We start from the raw sequence: 16,529 nt of genomic DNA, 5'->3' as shown, positions 1-16,529 counted from the left end.
ATGCGCATCGCCATGATAGGCCAAAAGAGAACGGGTTCGCGCGAGGGCGGCGTAGAAGTGGTGGTAGGCGAGCTTGCTCGCCGTATGGCAGACCTTGGTCACCAAGTAACCTGCTACGACCGTATGGGCGAAGGAGCTCCTTCCGAGCCCTACGAGAAGGATGGCTACCGCATCGTTCCCGTAAAGGCTCTGGACATCAAGGGGCTCTCTGCGCTCACGAGCAGCTTTGCCGCAACAAGGGCCGCCATCAAAGACGGGGCAGACGTAATTCACTATCACGCAGAGGGGCCGTGTGTCCCCCTTCGTTTTGCGCGTTCCGCGGACATCAGGACCGTGGCAACGATCCACGGCCTGGACTGGCAGCGTGCAAAATGGGGCGGCTTGGCTTCCAAGTACATCAAGTTCGGCGAGGCGACGGCGGCCAAGTGCGCGGATGCGCTCATCGTGCTTTCCCGGGGCAATCAGGAGTACTTCAAGGAGGCTTACGGCCGCGAGGCTACGCTCATTCCCAACGGCATCACTCCCGAGGCGGATCTTCCCGCGAAGGAGATCTCCGAGCGCTTGGGGCTCACCCAGGGCTCCTATGTCCTCTACCTCGGTCGCATTACGCCCGAGAAGCGACCGGAACTGTTGGTGGAGGCGTACAAGCAGGTAAAGACGGATAAGCGCCTGGTTATCGCGGGCGACTCCTCCGATACGGACGACTACGCCGTGGCGCTCAAAGAGGCTGCCGCGTCCGACCCCCGCGCGCTCTTTACCGGCCACGTTGAGGGCAACCTGCTCTCCGAGCTGTACTCCAACGCGTATTGCTACGCGCTCCCCTCCGACGTTGAGGGCCTGCCCATGAGCTTGCTGGAGGCCATGTCTCACGGTGCGGCATGCGTTACCTCGGATATTCCCGAGTGCGCGGATGTTCTGCAGGGTTGCGGGCTCACGTTCCCACACGGAGACGCGGGGGCGCTGCGCGACGTGCTTGAAGGCCTGATAGCGGATTCTGCCCAAGCGGAGAGGCTGGGCGCCATGGCACGTGACCGCGCGATTAATGGCTATGACTGGAACAGCGTCGTCCAAAGGACGCTTGCTTTGTATGAGGGTGTTGCGTAATGAAGATCCTTCTTGTAAATAAGTTTCATTGGCGCAAGGGTGGAAGCGAGACGTACTACTTTGCTCTTGCCGATGGTCTTCGCGCTCTTGGGCATGAAGTTGCCTTCTTCAGCATGGAGGATGAGCGTAATGAGCCGACTGAGTGGTCGCGTTACTTTGTAACGAATCGCGACTATAACGGACCGAGCTCTATTGTCGATAAGGCGAAGGCCGCGCAGGCACTTGTGTATTCCAAAGAGGCGCGCGAGAAGTTCGATGCGCTGTGCCGTGAATTCCAGCCCGATGTAATCCATCTCAATCTCACTCATAGGCAGATTACGTTTTCCATCTTGGACGCTCCTTGGCTAAAGCAGCATCCAACGCCGGTTGTGTATACCTCGCACGACTTGATTCTTGCTTGCCCGAGCTATCTTATGCTTGATTCCGAGGGCAACGTTTGCGATTCGTGTCTCGGGGGTCATTTTGGCAATTGCCTTAAGAAGAAGTGCGTAAAGGGTTCGATCGCAAAAAGCGCGTTAGCGGTGGCTGAGGCGGAGTGGCTTAAACGGCACAAAACCTATTCACGTCTCGATCGCATCATCTGCCCGAGTGAGTTCATGCGGAACAAGTTTATTGAAGCGGGGCTTCCCGAGCGTCAGCTTGTCCTCATGCGGAATTTCCTGAATCCCGATTCGATGTCACGGGAAGTTGCCAACCAAAATAATGAAGATCCCTACATGCTGTATCTGGGACGCCTTTCTCGCGAGAAAGGCGTGTTAACGCTCGTGCATGCTTTTGAGAAGGCGGCACCGGTGATCCCTGATTGGCGTCTTGTTATTGCAGGCGATGGCCCTGAATGTGATGCTGTGAAGGTCAAAGTTTCCGCAATGCCAAACGAAATAAGCTCGAGGATTGAGCTGGTTGGATATAAAACCGGTGACGCCCTGCGCGGACTTGTGAATCGAGCCACTCTGGCGGCTGCGCCGTCAGAGTGGCTCGAGAACGCGCCATATGCGGTTCTCGAGGCACTCGCCGCGGGCAAGCCCGTTATCGGTACGAACATGGGCGGAATACCCGAGCTGGTACGTGAGGGTGAAACGGGCTTCCTGGCTGAAGCCCACGATGAGGCAGGACTCGCAGATGCAATCCGTAGGGGTGCGGCGGTGGCCGCCGATCCTGCGGCTTACGCCGCGATGAGCGCGCATTGCCGTTCATTCGTGGCAGAGAACTGTAATCAAGAGAAATACATCCGGAATCTCGTCTCCCTGTATCAAGAACTAATTGACCGGAAGGTGGTGGCCTAACCCATGGCCGAGAAGAAACTCAACGGAACCGTAATCGTAACGTACCGCTGCAACGCGCGCTGCACCATGTGCAACCGCTACAAGGCTCCCAGCCGTCCGGAGGAGGAGCTCTCCCTCGACGTGATCAAGAAGCTCCCGCGCATGTACTTCACCAACATCACCGGTGGCGAGCCCTTCATCAGGACCGACCTTGCGGATATCGTGCGCGAGCTGTACAAGAAGTCCGACCGCATCGTCATCTCCACCAACGGCTTCTTCACCGACCGCATCATCGCCCTTGCCGAGGAATTCCCCCAGGTGGGAATCCGCATCTCCATCGAGGGTCTGCAGCAGACCAACGATGAGATCCGCGGTCTCCAGAACGGCTTCAACCGCGGCTACGAGACGCTCAAGAAGCTCGTGGAAATGAAGCACCCGGACGTGGGCTTTGGCATGACGGTGCAGGATCGCAACGCTGCGGACTTGGTGCCGCTGTACAAGCTTTCCGACGAGCTCGGCATGGAGTTCGCCACCGCCAGCCTGCACAACAGCTTCTACTTTGTCGAGGCGAAGAACATCATCAAGGACCGTCCCATGGTGGCCCAGAACTTCGAGGACCTGGTAAACGAGCTCCTCAAGTCCAACGAGCCCAAGAAGTGGTTCCGCGCGTACTTCAACATGGGCCTCATCAACTACATCTATGGGCAGAAGCGCCTGCTCCCGTGCGATATGGCGTTCGACACGTTCTTCATCGACCCCTACGGCGACGTCATGCCCTGCAACGGCACCAAGGAGAAGCTCGTTATGGGCAACCTTAACGACGAGTCTTGGGATGAGCTGTGGGAGAGCGCCCAGGCCGAGAAAGTGCGCGGCTGCGTGCGCCACTGCGACCGCAACTGCTGGATGATCGGCTCCGTGTCTCCTGCCATGCACAAGTACATCTGGAAACCCGCGTCGTGGGTGCTGGCGCACAAGCTCAAGCCCGACAAGAAGTTCGACATGCACGAGCTCCCCATCGTGCGCGACTACGAGTCGGGCAAGGTGACGAAGGAGGAGCTGGACGCTCTTTCCACCTGCGACATGCACGCCGCGATCAACGACGGCCTCTCCGACGCAAGCCGAGCCGACGCGCACGTGTACGAGACTGAGGAGGCGCTGTAGTGCAGCCGGGTGGAAAAATCGAATGCAAAAATTCAGAAATAGCGGTTGCTCGATATCAATCGGAGGAAACACGTGAAAGTATCCTGCATAACCAGGCACGCAATCTCTAATTATGGCTCCCTGCTCCAGGCATATGCGACACAACGAGCGGTAGAGAGCTTGGGGCATGAGTTCGAGATTATGGACTATGTACCTGCTTGTGAGGACGTATCCCAGCAGGTGAGGACGCTTCTTTCGACAAAGCCGTCCTGGAACGGGAACCCGTTGAAGAAGTCTGTCTACAGACTTCTGATGGAGCCTGAGACAAGGGTGGCGGGCAAGCGGTTTGCGCGTGAGCGTTCCCAGCTGCTTAAGATGAGCCCTCACTATGCATCCCTGGAGGAGCTGAAGGCTAATCCGCCCAAGGCCGATGTCTATATGACTGGAAGCGATCAGGTGTGGGGTCCCATCAGCTCGGGCGCATACGACCTGTCATACGCGCTTGAGTTTGCTCCCGAGGGCGCAAGGCGCATCTCATATGCGGCAAGCTTTGGTAAGAAGAATATCCCGGATAGCGTGCGCCCCAGGTTTCTCGAGGACCTTCGAGCATATGAGGCCGTGTTCGTACGCGAGGATGCCGCGCGCGAGCAGCTTGCCTCGTGGGGCATAGAGGCCGGACAGGTTGTCGATCCCACGCTGCTGCTTGATGGCGAGGCGTGGAGAAGGATGGCGGCACCTGCCCCGAAGGGCGAATACATCCTCGTCTACCAGATTCACAGCGACCCGACGGTGGGGCAGTACGCCGTGAAGGTTGCCAAAAAGCTTGGCTTGCCCCTGATACGGATCTCCGCAAGCCTGCACCAGGCCTCACGCGAGGGCAAGTTCAAGTGGCTGCCGACGCTTGCTGAGTTTCTCTCGTATGTCGACAACGCAGCATGCCTAGTCACGGACTCGTTCCACGGTACGGCTTTTGCCATAAATCTCAATACGCCGCTGGTAGAAGTGCTGCCCAAGAACGGAACCTCGAGCAGGAACGTGAGTATTCTGCGACTCACGGACCTCACGGACAGAGTGCTTCAGAATCTAGATGATGTCGAGTTAGCATCCAAGCAGATTGACTTTGGTCGGGTCAACGATGTGATGGGTGCGGAGAGGGAGAAGTCCCTAGCGCAGCTCAAGAGCATGATTGAGGAGTAGGGCATTGTCAAACGTTGGCACTAGGACGGTATGCAAGAAGGATATGTGCGCTGGCTGTATGGCCTGCGTCGATTCATGCCGACATGGAGCGATTGCCATTGAGGATACGATTGAGGCGTATAACGCCCGTATTGATCCTACAAGGTGCGTGGGATGTGGACTGTGCGAGAAAACGTGTCCCCAGATGGTATCCCCATCTTCGTTGCGTCCTCTCGAGTGGCTACAGGGGTGGGCGAAAGATACATCGCTCAGAATGTCATCTTCGTCCGGGGGTCTGGCTACGGCCATCTCGGAGGCGTTTGTGGCGTCAAATGGATTAGTGTGTTCATGTGCACAGGAGGGCGGTGAGTTCCGGTTCCACCTCACTTCTGATGCGGATTACTTGAGGAGGGCCCAAGGCTCCAAATACGTCAAAAGCAATCCGCTTGGTGCGTACCGCGAGGTTAGGGAGGCCCTGCAAGGTGGTCAAAGGGTTCTCTTTATCGGTCTTCCTTGTCAGGTTGCTGCGATGCGTAACTTCGTTGGAAGCCGTTTAGCCGATTCCCTTTACACCATCGACCTTATCTGTCATGGTTCACCGTCCCCCAAGGTCCTGAGCCGATTCTTGGAAGAGACAGGTAACAACCTGTCTAATGAGCTGATACTGGACTTTCGAAAGAAAGTCCAGTTTCAGCTCCGCTATCGCGGAGCTGAAACTGTGGGTAGGACGGGTGTCCGCGATCGCTACTCGATTGCTTTCCTCTCGGGTTTACCGTATACGGAAGGCTGCTACTCCTGCCGCTACGCCAAGGGTGATCGTGTCTCCGATATTACGCTTGGCGATTCATGGGGTAGCGAGCTTTCTGATGAGGTCGCGAACGGGATATCCCTCGCACTTGTGCAGACAGACAAGGGTCGAGAACTGTTAGAAATGACGGACCTTGAGCTTTTGCCGGTTGATCCTGGTCTAGCTGTGGCCAACAATGAACAGCTTCAACGTCCTTCGACGAAGCCTATAGAAAGAAATACCTTTATGGACGGCTTTCGTAACGGGGTACGGGTTAACCGACTCGTTCTCAGGGCGAGGCCAAAAGACTGCGCCAAGTACTTGGTCAAGGATATACTGCTTGCACTGGGTTTGCTCAGGGGTTAACACATCGAGAGCGTTTGCTTTAGGCATTAATGATAAGGTAATCCATATGTTGAGTAATTCCAAGGTGCCAAAGTGCGTCGTATTAATGGCGTCATACAACGGCATCCCATTTATTTCAGAACAAATTGACAGCATTCTCTCGCAGGCTGAAGTTGACGTACGTCTTTTTGTCCGTGATGACGGGTCATCTGATGGTACTCGTGATCTTCTGCAGCGCTATGCAGATGAGGGCAGTCTGACTTTGTTAACAGGAGAAAACCTAGGACCTGCTTTAGGGTTTTTGACGTTGTTGCGGAATGCTCCCGAAGCTGATTACTATGCGTTTTCCGACCAAGATGATATTTGGGATAGCGATAAACTGATAACTGCGATTAAACAGCTTAAGAAGCAGGAGAATTTGGCTCTTTATCATTGCAATTCAAGACTTGTAGATTCAGCTGGTAATGAGATGGGCCGGTTAACCTATGGGCAACAAAGGTGCATATCTTATCGAGATAACGACCCTCTCAACCAGCTTTGCATTGGGTCACCTATGGGATGTACGCAAGTATTTGATAGGCGTATTTGGGAAGTTGTTTGCTTGCATGAGCTGCCCCATCCCGTCATCATGCATGATAAGCTGATAGCTAATCTATGCGTGCTGCTGGGTTATCGGATTGTTTTCGATGCTTCTCCTCATATGGGATATCGCCAGCATGGTCGTAATGTGGTCGGTGTGAGTACTGATTTACCATCTAAAGTGATTGAGAAAATCAATAGTTTTTGTCATCCGCGAGAGATTACTCTTGCAAAGCAAGTTACTGGACTTCTTTCAACTTATTCCGACTGCATTCTTCCTCCAGAGCGTGCTCTTGGAGAGTTGGTATCGAAAATGGACGCTTCTTTCATGGCTAGGTGCAGGGTTTCTTTCTCTTCGAGGCTGAATTTCGGCAGTCTACAGGAGGGCCTTTTCAATAGATCTCTCCTCTTGTTTGGGAAGCGATGATATGAGTAAAAGCATCCCCAAACCGCACAATAGTGGGTACGTCCTAGCGCTTGCCTTTTGCGACTATCTCAAGGACAAGACCGGCACCCCAAAGGCTATTATGGCGAGTCAGCAGGTCATGGCGTCGCACGGCATAAGTTACGTCTATCTCCACTCGGTTAAGAAGACCCTGTTCAGGGACGACCAGATGCTATTTTGCGAATTCGGGGTTACGGTCGACGGGGTGGAGGCTGGTGTTTTCAGTATTGCCCAGGTGTGCGAGGCCCTTTGCAGCTGGCAAAAAAGCGGCTTCAGCCTTCTTGAGCTTCATATCCACCACCTTCTGTACGTGAGCCTTGAGAAAGTCTCCGAACTGCTAAAAGTTACAGGCAAAACACCGGTCAGGGCCTTTCTCCACGACTATTACCTGTGTTGTACAAGCTATAACCTCCAAAATAGGAGCGGCTTTTGTGACAGCTCAAGGCTCGGCGACGCTCCCTGTGAGAAATGCCCCCACTTCAGTAACAGCCTTCGTGTGGAGTCGAAGATCCAAGGGCTGTTTGACTCCATCAAAAATCTCCGTTTTGTTGCACCTTCGACCTATACGAAGAATCGGTTTCTCTCATTCAGGCCCCAATACGAGGGCCTTGTTGATGTAATACCGCACCAAAAGCTGCTTGGAGAGTATCTGGGCAACAGACGTCCTCTGAACGCAGGGGAGCGCATCAGGGTTGCCTTTCTGGGGATGCCGAGGAAGACAAAGGGCTGGGAGACCTGGCTTCGCCTCGTATCTGCGGTCGATGAACAAGAGTACGAGTTCTTCGTCTTCAACAGCTCGAACGATATGTATCCAGGGATGAACAAGCGGTTTGTCGAATTTGATGAGAAGCACCCAAATGCCATGACCGACTCTCTCAGGGAGTGCGAGATTGCCATCGTTGTCATGTGGCCATCTTGTCCAGAGACCTATAGCTACACCTGTATGGAATCTTACTCCGCAAACGCTTATACGATTTCGAGTGCATGTGCAGGCAATGTCGCCGACTTTGTCGTTGAGCATGGGTCCGGTTTGGTGCTGAATAACGAGGAGGAGCTAATCGGGCTGTTTAGGGATAAGAGCCGGCTTATCAGGGAGGTCAATCGTTTCAGGAGCGGAAAGCCTGGTCCGCTCGATCTTGTCGATTCAGATGAGATCGTAGACCTGCTTCCATGCTCCTCGGTAGGTCTCAACACGGGAGTTCACATGCACACGAGGCTGATTGAACGTGTGCTGCTGGAGGTACTCAATGCAAGATCATAGGCATGCGAGGCTCGTTATAAATAAAGCGGAGGAGCGGGCTGGTCGAAGAGGTCGTTGGTATCTCCCTAATAAGCAAGGCGTTCTAACCGTTTGCATGGGTGACCTGGCGGATGCGACGATCGTTATAGGTATCTTGGCGCAGGTTTTCTTCCTTGAGTACTATGGTCTGGGGCGATACCTCAACTGGGTAATTACCGGCATGATTTGCGTGAGGGCGCTCTTCTCCGGATGGAAATATAGCGGTAGAGCGCTACTACTTGGGCTGATTACCGTTGCAGGGTGGCTGTCTGGTGCCCTCTTGGGTGGCAATATGGAAACGTTTAGGGCGAATATTTTGCTGCTCCTCTACCCGTTTGTCTATACGCTTTACTTCTTTCTTTTGGTCACTAACAAGAGGGATTTTCTTCTTGGACTCTTTGATGCAGGTTTTCCGGTCTTCAACGCCATATTGCTTCTCAATATGGCGATCATGTTTATCCAGTACTCTACCCATGGGATGATCGCTGCGACAACGAACGACATCAGTTACTTCGAGGACAATATCTCCGGCCTGTTCTCTTATGCGTCCGTCCATGCGGTGGCCCTTTACACTTCATTCGTCGTGCTCTACAACTTCGTCTGGATTAGGAGGCTTCGGGGTCCTCTCTGGCCATCCCTTGCCATCGCTTACAACGTCTGCCTTATCGTCCTGTCCTTCTATCTTGCGACACTCAACGATAATAAGGCGCTCTTCATAATCCTTCCTCTCGTTTTAGTGATGTTCTGGCTTATTTCAGTCATGAGAGGAGAAGCGGATGTTTCGGGTCCCTTCTTTTGGCTTGTCGCCTTGTATTTTATCCTGACAATTGCATACGCCTTGGTGCCTGCGTTCCAGATCCTCGTGGATACGCAAGTGTTTGGTCTGTTCGATATGGTTGGCAGTTCAGCTTCCGTCGGTACTGCTGCCGACGGCAGTAACGAGAGGATTGCTATCATCGGCTTCGCTCTCTTGAGACCGGCTACATGGAGTCTCGGAGAGGGTCTTGGAGCCTCAAGCTTCTACGCGTCCGGGTTCATGTCGTTTAACCACTTTGGTCAAGCGGATATGGGGTCTTTCTTGATTCTCATGGGGGTTTGGGAGACGGCAGCGTATGTAGCGTTTTTCCACTCCGTGGTTAGTGAGTTTATGGAGCAGGAAAAAGGATCTAATGGCCGGATTGTTCGTTTGCTCCTTTTGCTAACAATTCTTATTACCTTTCTGTATACGCAGTGCTTTACAAGGGTGAACTGCTGCTTGTGCCTACTGCTGCTCTGTGGAGCGCTGGCTTGGTCGTGGAATTCCTCGGCTGCAGACTATTTGATTATTGATAGAGACGAAGAACAGGTTTGAACATGAAAATAGGCATTTCCACATTTACGCATGGGGACAACTATGGGCAGAGGCTCCAGAACCTTGCTGTCCAAGAAACTCTCAAACTCTCGGGTGCAGATGTCCTTACGTTCAGACAGAAGGACTCGAGATCTGCCAAATACAAGCTCAAGTCTTTGGCTTCGCTCATTCCAAAGGGGCTTGCCGTTGCCCACATCCAGAGGCATCGTTCGTTTGAGGATTTCAATTCCCGTAACATTTCCTTTAGCCGGGAGGTTATATCTGATTCCAACCCTCCACGTGACATTAAATCCTATGACTTTTTCGTTGCTGGGAGCGACCAAGTTTGGTCTCCGTATTCCCCTGACGCTAACTCCACTATGTTTCTCACGTTTTCGCCAAGAGAAAAGCGCATTGCTTTTTCGCCAAGCTTGGCAGCTCCGACGATTCCCGAGGAGAAGCGTGAGCTGTTCCACGGCTATTTCGACGGGTTTGATAGGCTGTCCGTTCGTGAGCAGAAGAGCGCCGAGCTTATAAACAGTCTGTACGGCTTAAAGGCCGAGGTGTTGATTGACCCAACACTGATGTTTGACGGCTCCTGGTGGGAAAGGTATGAAAAAGAGCCGCACTGCGGGCTTCCAAATGATTATGTATTGACGTACTTCCTCGGGAGTGCAGCTTACGAAGAGAGGGTTGCCGAAATCTGTGATTCACTTAGCTGCAAGAGGGTCGATTTACTAGGGGATGCGCGCTACTACGCCCTCGGGCCTTCAGAGTTCCTCTATGCCGTCCGTCACGCAAAGCTTGTAGCGACAGATTCATATCACGGATCAATTTTCTCGATCTTGTTCGGGAAGCCGCTGATATATTGCCCTCGTGAGTCCACTGGTCCAGACATGAGCAGCCGATTCGACACGCTAGCCAGCGAGCTGGGTGTTTCTTTCGTTGAGCGGTCAATTCTTTCCGTATGTAATTCGGAACTGCTCGAGAGTGACTATTCAAAGGCGTATGACAGGTTGGCAGCTCAGAGGAAGATCGTTGTTGAATTCCTCGATAGATGTGGATTGAGCATTCCCTCGGAGGCCGCCCGTGGCTAGCCAGCGTAAGGCGGGCGCCCTCCTCGGCTACGCCAACATCCTCGCAAAGAACCTCGTCAACCTCGTCTACACGCCGATGCTACTGTCCTACGTGGGGCAGGCGGACTACGGCGTCTTCCAGAGCTCGAACTCCTTTGTCTTCTCGCTGACGCTCCTGTCCTTCGGCTTCTCCGAGGCCTACGTGCGCTTCTACACGCAGACGGTGGCGCACGGCGGCGAGCGCGACATCCGGCACCTGAACGGCATGTACCTCACGCTTTACGTCGCCGTCACAGCCGCGGCGGTCGCCCTCGGCATGGGCTTCTCCGCAAACGCCGGCGCGGTGTTCTCGGCCGGGTTCACCGAGGCGCAGGTCTCGCTCGCCCGGGAGCTGCTCGCCATCATGACGCTCAACGTCGCCTCGACGTTGTTCACCGTCGTGTTCAATTCCTACATCACGGCGCACGAGCGCTTCGTCTACCAGCAGACCAGGCAGCTCGTCACCACGCTTGCGACGCCGCTGTGCGCCTGGGCCCTGCTGGCCGCCGGTATGGGGCCCGTGGGCGTTGCCCTAGCACAGCTCGCGGTGAACCTCGTCCTGCTCGCCCTCAACGCGCGCTACGCCATCGTCGTGCTGGGCATGCGCTTCGAGCTCAGGGGTGCCGACTGGGGCGTCATGCGCGGCATCGCCGCCTTCAGTGCCTGGATCTTCGGTAACCAGGTCTGCGAGATGGTCAATCAGAGCGTGCCCAACATCATGCTGGGGGCCATCTCGGGCGCGACTGCGGTATCTCTGTTCGCGGTGGCCGTGAACATCCGCCAAGTCTTCTACTCGCTCTCCACCACGATGTCGAACGTCTTCATTCCGAAGGTCAACCGCATCGTCGCCACCTCGGACGACAACGCCGAGCTCACTCGCCTTATGACGCGCGTGGGCCGCTACCAGATGGTACTGTTTTGCTGGGTGTACGGAGGTTTCGCTATTCTCGGGAAGTTTTTCGTGACGAGGTGGGCGGGCCCGGGCTTCGCCGAGGCCTACTGGCTCGTGCTCGCCATGACGCTACCCGTCATGGTGCCCCTCTGTCAGAACGTCGGCATCGAGATCCAGAGGGCCAAGAACATGCACCACGCCAGGAGTCTCGTCTACCTTGCGATGGCGGTCGGGAACGTTGCCTTCACCGCCGCGGCCGCCCCGGCGCTGGGGCCGTGGGCCCCCGCGATCGCCTATGTCGTCAGCATCGTGCTCGGCAACGGACTGTGGATGAACTGGTACTACCAGAAGCGGGTCGGTCTCGACATGCTCTTTTTCTGGAAGCGGAACCTGCCGGTGCTGCTCGCCTGGGCTGCCGTCACCGTCGCCTGCCTCGCTGGCACGGCGGTCCTGCCCGTCAACGGATGGCCCGCGTTCCTCGAGTGGGGCGCCGTTTACAGCGCGCTTTTCGCCATAGCCCTTTGGCTCGCCGTCCTAACGAAGGACGAACGTATCGCGGTCGTCTCTCGTCTCCCGTTCCTTAGATAGGGTCCATCATGAATGATTCCGAGAAATCCCCGAGGGTCGTCTCGCTTGGCGACCGTTGCTGCGGCTGCGGCGCGTGCGCTGCCCGCTGCCCCAAGTCATGCATCTCCATGGAACCCGATGATTGTGGCTTCCTACACCCCACCGTCGACGCCTCCGGGTGCGTAGGCTGCGGGGCGTGCGACGCCGTATGCCCGGCGCTCAACGCCCCTGGGGAGGACGGGTGCGAGTTCGCCCTCTGGGCGAAGGCTCATGACGTCGGCTTGCTCGATAGATCGTCGTCGGGCGGCGTGTTCGGTCTACTCGCCGGTGACGCTCTCTCGCGCGGCGGTGTTGTGGCGGGCGCCGCGTGGACGGACGGTTGCCGCGAGCTTCGTCACGTGCTCGTGGAGGACAGGCCGGCGCTCGGCGCCGTTATGCGCTCGAAATACGTTCAGAGCGCGGTTGGCCGCGGCGTCTTCGAGGGCGTCCGCGCTGCCCTGCGTGAAGGCAGGCCGGCGCTCTTTGCCGGTACTGCATGCCAGGTGGCTGGCATGCGCTCATACCTGGGGAAACTCGCCGACTCTGACCTCTTCCTCGGCGTCGACGTCATCTGCCACGGTGTTCCGTCTCCAGAGCTCTGGTCGCGCTGGGTCGACTACCGTGGTGAGGCCTTCGGGTCGGACGTCTGCGACGTCAATATGCGGAGTAAGACAACCGGATGGTTGTCTTACTCCGCTATGTACAAGCACATAGCGGAGAAAGACAACACCGGGGACACCGAGTCCCAGATATTCGGCAAAGACTGGTACATGAAAGCGTTTCTGGCCAATGCGAGCCTTCGTTCGTCCTGTCTGGCATGTCCAGCAAAGCGCTCCAGCGGCGCCGATATCACGCTCGGTGATTTCTGGGGGTTCCAGAATACCCATCCCGAGGTCGACAACTCCAAGGGCGTATCTGCCGTCCTATGCAATACCGAGAAGGGCGTGCGGGCATTCGAGGCTATTTCTGGGCTTACTGCAAACGGTCCGGCGACGCTTGATGGGGTAATCGCGGGCAACCCTAGCCTCGTCCATTCTGTCACGCCTTATCCAAAGCGCGACGAGTTCTTGAACGACGTGTCTGCCGGGCTTTCCATCCCAGATCTCATGGACAAGTGGGATTTCCGTCCCACTCTCTGGCAGCGTGTCCGCGGCAAGCTTGGTGGTATTAAACGACGACTAAAGAGACTCGTTGGAAGGAGAGCCTAGATGGCCAAGGATCGCTACCTTCAAGCTCTTCGTGGGCTTGCGATTTCCGCAGTGGTGCTTATCCACTGTCTTCCTCAATGTGCCGCGTCGGTCGCCATTCGCCCATTCCTCAACTTTTCTGTTGCGTTGTTCTTGTTTTTATCCGGTGTTCTTACCGACGAGCGCAAATTTAATGCGGGGGGGGTCTTCGACGCCGCATTAGCAAGGTTGCCGGACCTTATGCGTTCTGGAGCGTTATCTATCTTGCGGCGTTTCCCGCCCTTCATGGGCGTCTGGGTTTCTGGCGTTCGCCGTGGGCTCCGTATCGGCTCAGATGTACTATCTATTGGTCTATTCACAGCTTGTGCTGCTTACTCCGGTACTGTTCAGGCTCCTTTCACGGTATAGGTTCTTTGTCTATTGTGTGACACCGGCTTGCTTGCTTCTAAGGGAGCTCGCTGCCGTTGCCGGTATCGCATTGCCTCTAATACAGGTTTTCTGCCCCATGTGGCTCATCTTTTATGTTTTCGGTCTCGACTGGAGGCGTTGGGCTGCGCTCATTGAAGGACGAACCACTCAGCTTGTTGCAGTGCTCTTTATATTTTTAATAATTCAGGAGGTCGCAGACTTCTGGTGGTATTTGACTGGCGATTTCAATATGGCCACAACTCAGCTTAAGCTCGGTTCTGCCGCGACCTTTTTAGCTGTGATCGCGCTTCTTATGGCGGTTCCGGGATCATTCAAGTCGCGATTATCTTCTACTTTGCTTGTTGACCTTGGGAACGCCTCTTTTGGAATCTACCTCTGCCATATACTTGTTCTCAAGGCCGTTTGGAAACTGCTTGGATTATTCGTCATTCCACTTGGTGTTTCGACATTTGCTGTTTGGGCGCTAACTCTTGCCGGATCTTATTCGCTTGTATCACTTTGCGGTCGTTATTTGCCCGAACGAATTCACATCATTGTGGGATTATTAATTGATTTTCGATACTGGCGCTTTTCATAGCGTTGAAGCAAAGTGAGTCCATTACCAACATTTGGCACGCGATCATCGGTGAAGATACCGGACTTCCTGTTTTCGAACGAGAAGATGACTTTTTACTCAAAATGGCTGATTGGATTAACCAACCTGAAATAACCGGAATCAATCTCCCTTGGTCGAGCATTGAAAAATGGAAGGGGCAATTCAGGTAGCCATATTCCGCAGTCATTACCTTGCCTATTTCGTTAAGAATGAGGGGGTTTAGCAAAATAGGATACCCAAGTCTTATTTATCACTCGACCTAAAGCGCATTTCGATTGTAGAGGACAGATTAAATGAAAGGCATCATCCTCGCGGGCGGGTCCGGCACGCGACTGTACCCGCTCACTCTCGTGACCTCCAAGCAGCTGCTGCCGGTCTACGACAAGCCCATGATCTACTACCCGCTGTCCACGCTCATGCTGGCGGGCATCAAGGACATCCTGGTCATCTCCACGCCGACCGACCTGCCCAACTTCGAGCGCCTGCTGGGCGACGGCTCGCGCTTCGGCGTGGACCTCTCCTACGCCGAGCAGCCCTCGCCGGACGGCCTGGCGCAGGCCTTCACCATCGGCGAGGAGTTCATCGCCGGCGAGCCGTGTGCCCTGGTGCTCGGCGACAACATCTTCTACGGCAACGGCCTGTCGCGCCACCTGACGCGCGCCGTCCAGAACGCAGAGTCGGGCCGCGCCACGGTCTTCGGCTACCACGTGGACGACCCCGAGCGCTTCGGCGTCGTGGAGTTCGACGGCGAGGGGAGGGCCGTCTCCATCGAGGAGAAGCCAGCCGAGCCCAAGAGCTCCTACGCCGTCACCGGCCTGTACTTCTACCCGGGCGACGTGGCCGCCAAGGCGCATAGGGTGGAGCCCTCCGCCCGAGGCGAGCTGGAGATCACCACGCTCAACCAGATGTACCTGGAGGAGGGGACGCTGTCCGTCGTGACGCTGGGCCGCGGGTACGCGTGGCTGGACACCGGCACCATGGAGAGCCTGCACGAGGCCGCGGAGTTCGTCCGCGCCGTGGAGCACTCCCAGGACCTGCCGGTCTCGGTCCCCGAGGAGATCGCCTGGGAGAACGGCTGGATCACCACCGAGGGGCTCAAGCAGGCCGCCAAGGCCTACGGCAAGTCGGTCTACGGGCGGCACCTGAAGAAGGTCGCCGCCGGCGAGATCGTCAACAGCCCGCGCGAGTACTAATCCGATCCAATGGGAGATACAGATATGTCTGAAGAGCTCTTCGAGCCCAGGAACATCATCGTCACGGGCGGCTGCGGCTTCATCGGCAGCAACTTCGTGCACCACGTCGTGAACAACCACCCGGGCGTCCACGTGACCGTCCTGGACAAGCTGACCTACGCCGGCAACCCCGAGAACATCGCCGGGCTGCCCTCGGACCGCGTGGAGCTCGTCGTGGGCGACATCTGCGACGCGGAGCTGCTGGACCGCATCGTCCCCGGCCACGACGCCATCGTGCACTACGCCGCCGAGAGCCACAACGACAACTCCATCGCCGACCCGGAGCCCTTCCTGCGCACCAACGTCGAGGGCACCTTCCGCCTGCTGGAGGCCGTGAGGAAATACGGCGTCCGCTACCACCACGTCTCCACCGACGAGGTCTACGGCGACCTGGCGCTCGACGATCCCGCCAAGTTCACCGAGGAGACGCCGTACCGCCCGTCCTCGCCGTACAGCTCCACCAAGGCGTCCTCCGACATGCTCGTGCGCGCCTGGACCCGCACCTACGGGCTGCGAACCACCATCTCCAACTGCTCCAACAACTACGGCCCCTACCAGCACGTGGAGAAGTTCATCCCCAGGCAGATCACCAACATCATCGACGGCGTGCGCCCCAAGCTCTACGGCCGCGGCGAGAACGTCCGCGACTGGATCCACACCGAGGACCACTCCTCTGCCGTCTGGGACATCCTCACCAAGGGCCGGATGGGGGAGACCTACCTCATCGGCGCAAATGGGGAGAAGAACAACATCACGGTCCTGCGCATGATCCTTGCGGCCATGGGACGCGACCCCGAGGACTTCGACTGGGTCGCCGACCGCCCCGGCCACGATCGCCGCTACGCCATCGACTCCACCAAGCTGCAGACCGAGCTCGGCTGGCGCCCGACGCACACCGACTTCGCCGAGGGCCTCAGGGCCACCATCGACTGGTACGTCGCCAACGAGGCCTGGTGGCGCCCGGCCAAGGAGGCCACCGAGGCCCGCTACCGCGCGCAGGGGCAGTAGGGAGAGGAGAGACATGGC

General features: G+C 56.3%; 15 protein-coding genes and 1 pseudogene. All 16 read left to right on the top strand.

Annotated features, from left to right (window positions below):
* The 16 genes and pseudogenes from ABHR75_RS03620 (at position 1) to rfbB (ending at position 16,511) form a co-directional block, all read left to right on the top strand.
* Complete coding sequence (locus tag ABHR75_RS03620; protein WP_346963650.1) at positions 1–1,104, top strand: glycosyltransferase family 4 protein; 1,104 nt, start codon at positions 1–3, stop codon at positions 1,102–1,104.
* Positions 1,104–2,387 carry a glycosyltransferase family 4 protein gene (locus ABHR75_RS03615; RefSeq protein WP_117797925.1) on the top strand — a complete coding sequence of 428 codons (1,284 nt, stop codon included), beginning with the start codon at positions 1,104–1,106 and terminating at the stop codon, positions 2,385–2,387. Before ABHR75_RS03620 ends, ABHR75_RS03615 begins: the two co-directional genes overlap by 1 nt.
* 3 nt (positions 2,388–2,390) lie before the next feature.
* Entirely contained in the window at positions 2,391–3,527 is a 1,137-nt protein-coding gene (locus tag ABHR75_RS03610) for a radical SAM protein (RefSeq protein ID WP_346963649.1), read from the top strand.
* A 72-nt stretch (positions 3,528–3,599) separates the two neighbouring features.
* Complete coding sequence (locus ABHR75_RS03605; RefSeq protein WP_035138275.1) at positions 3,600–4,703, top strand: polysaccharide pyruvyl transferase family protein; 1,104 nt, start codon at positions 3,600–3,602, stop codon at positions 4,701–4,703.
* A gap of 43 nt (positions 4,704–4,746) precedes the next feature.
* Positions 4,747–4,887: pseudogene (locus ABHR75_RS09965) on the top strand (4Fe-4S dicluster domain-containing protein); the annotation flags it as partial.
* Positions 4,888–5,004: 117 nt separating this feature from the next.
* Complete coding sequence (locus tag ABHR75_RS03600) at positions 5,005–5,835, top strand: Coenzyme F420 hydrogenase/dehydrogenase, beta subunit C-terminal domain (RefSeq protein ID WP_233540610.1); 831 nt, start codon at positions 5,005–5,007, stop codon at positions 5,833–5,835.
* A 46-nt stretch (positions 5,836–5,881) separates the two neighbouring features.
* A complete protein-coding gene (locus tag ABHR75_RS03595) occupies positions 5,882–6,820 on the top strand; it encodes a glycosyltransferase (protein ID WP_082421944.1) in 939 nt (312 codons plus the stop codon).
* Position 6,821: 1 nt separating this feature from the next.
* Positions 6,822–8,099, top strand: a complete 1,278-nt coding sequence (locus ABHR75_RS03590; RefSeq protein ID WP_346963648.1) for a glycosyltransferase family protein — start codon at positions 6,822–6,824, stop codon at positions 8,097–8,099.
* A gap of 94 nt (positions 8,100–8,193) precedes the next feature.
* Positions 8,194–9,468 (top strand): hypothetical protein, encoded by a 1,275-nt coding sequence (locus ABHR75_RS03585; protein ID WP_117786263.1) that lies wholly within the window; start codon positions 8,194–8,196, stop codon positions 9,466–9,468.
* 2 nt (positions 9,469–9,470) lie between these two features.
* Entirely contained in the window at positions 9,471–10,544 is a 1,074-nt protein-coding gene (locus ABHR75_RS03580; protein ID WP_117774364.1) for a polysaccharide pyruvyl transferase family protein, read from the top strand.
* Positions 10,537–12,042, top strand: coding sequence for a lipopolysaccharide biosynthesis protein (locus tag ABHR75_RS03575; RefSeq protein WP_052044164.1), 1,506 nt, complete (start codon positions 10,537–10,539; stop codon positions 12,040–12,042). Before ABHR75_RS03580 ends, ABHR75_RS03575 begins: the two co-directional genes overlap by 8 nt.
* Positions 12,043–12,050: 8 nt before the next feature.
* Positions 12,051–13,268 carry a Coenzyme F420 hydrogenase/dehydrogenase, beta subunit C-terminal domain gene (locus tag ABHR75_RS03570; protein ID WP_052044165.1) on the top strand — a complete coding sequence of 406 codons (1,218 nt, stop codon included), beginning with the start codon at positions 12,051–12,053 and terminating at the stop codon, positions 13,266–13,268.
* Positions 13,269–13,655 (top strand): hypothetical protein, encoded by a 387-nt coding sequence (locus ABHR75_RS03565; RefSeq protein ID WP_195503353.1) that lies wholly within the window; start codon positions 13,269–13,271, stop codon positions 13,653–13,655.
* The gene (locus tag ABHR75_RS03560; protein ID WP_271740314.1) at positions 13,582–14,253 is read left to right on the top strand and encodes an acyltransferase family protein; all 672 of its coding nucleotides are present in this window, start codon (positions 13,582–13,584) and stop codon (positions 14,251–14,253) included. The genes ABHR75_RS03565 and ABHR75_RS03560 overlap by 74 nt, the downstream gene beginning before the upstream one ends.
* 311 nt (positions 14,254–14,564) lie before the next feature.
* The gene (rfbA, locus tag ABHR75_RS03555) at positions 14,565–15,464 is read left to right on the top strand and encodes a glucose-1-phosphate thymidylyltransferase RfbA (protein ID WP_346963647.1); all 900 of its coding nucleotides are present in this window, start codon (positions 14,565–14,567) and stop codon (positions 15,462–15,464) included.
* Between the two features lie 24 nt (positions 15,465–15,488).
* The gene (rfbB, locus tag ABHR75_RS03550; RefSeq protein ID WP_346963646.1) at positions 15,489–16,511 is read left to right on the top strand and encodes a dTDP-glucose 4,6-dehydratase; all 1,023 of its coding nucleotides are present in this window, start codon (positions 15,489–15,491) and stop codon (positions 16,509–16,511) included.
* Positions 16,512–16,529: the final 18 nt, after the last annotated feature.

The sequence above is a fragment of the Collinsella aerofaciens genome (genome assembly GCF_039752955.1).
GTDB classification, from domain to species: domain Bacteria; phylum Actinomycetota; class Coriobacteriia; order Coriobacteriales; family Coriobacteriaceae; genus Collinsella; species Collinsella aerofaciens_BI.
Note: the sequence above shows the minus strand (reverse complement) of the source record. Positions and strands in the feature narration are given on the sequence as shown.

Coding starts and splice junctions, on each gene's coding strand:
- ABHR75_RS03620 (WP_346963650.1), top strand. CDS start 1: ATGCGCATCGCCATGATAGGCCAAAAGAGAACGGGTTCGCGCGAGGGC.
- ABHR75_RS03615 (WP_117797925.1), top strand. CDS start 1,104: ATGAAGATCCTTCTTGTAAATAAGTTTCATTGGCGCAAGGGTGGAAGC.
- ABHR75_RS03610 (WP_346963649.1), top strand. CDS start 2,391: ATGGCCGAGAAGAAACTCAACGGAACCGTAATCGTAACGTACCGCTGC.
- ABHR75_RS03595 (WP_082421944.1), top strand. CDS start 5,882: ATGTTGAGTAATTCCAAGGTGCCAAAGTGCGTCGTATTAATGGCGTCA.
- ABHR75_RS03590 (WP_346963648.1), top strand. CDS start 6,822: ATGAGTAAAAGCATCCCCAAACCGCACAATAGTGGGTACGTCCTAGCG.
- ABHR75_RS03585 (WP_117786263.1), top strand. CDS start 8,194: ATGGGTGACCTGGCGGATGCGACGATCGTTATAGGTATCTTGGCGCAG.
- ABHR75_RS03580 (WP_117774364.1), top strand. CDS start 9,471: ATGAAAATAGGCATTTCCACATTTACGCATGGGGACAACTATGGGCAG.
- ABHR75_RS03570 (WP_052044165.1), top strand. CDS start 12,051: ATGAATGATTCCGAGAAATCCCCGAGGGTCGTCTCGCTTGGCGACCGT.
- ABHR75_RS03565 (WP_195503353.1), top strand. CDS start 13,269: ATGGCCAAGGATCGCTACCTTCAAGCTCTTCGTGGGCTTGCGATTTCC.
- ABHR75_RS03560 (WP_271740314.1), top strand. CDS start 13,582: ATGTACTATCTATTGGTCTATTCACAGCTTGTGCTGCTTACTCCGGTA.
- rfbA (WP_346963647.1), top strand. CDS start 14,565: ATGAAAGGCATCATCCTCGCGGGCGGGTCCGGCACGCGACTGTACCCG.
- rfbB (WP_346963646.1), top strand. CDS start 15,489: ATGTCTGAAGAGCTCTTCGAGCCCAGGAACATCATCGTCACGGGCGGC.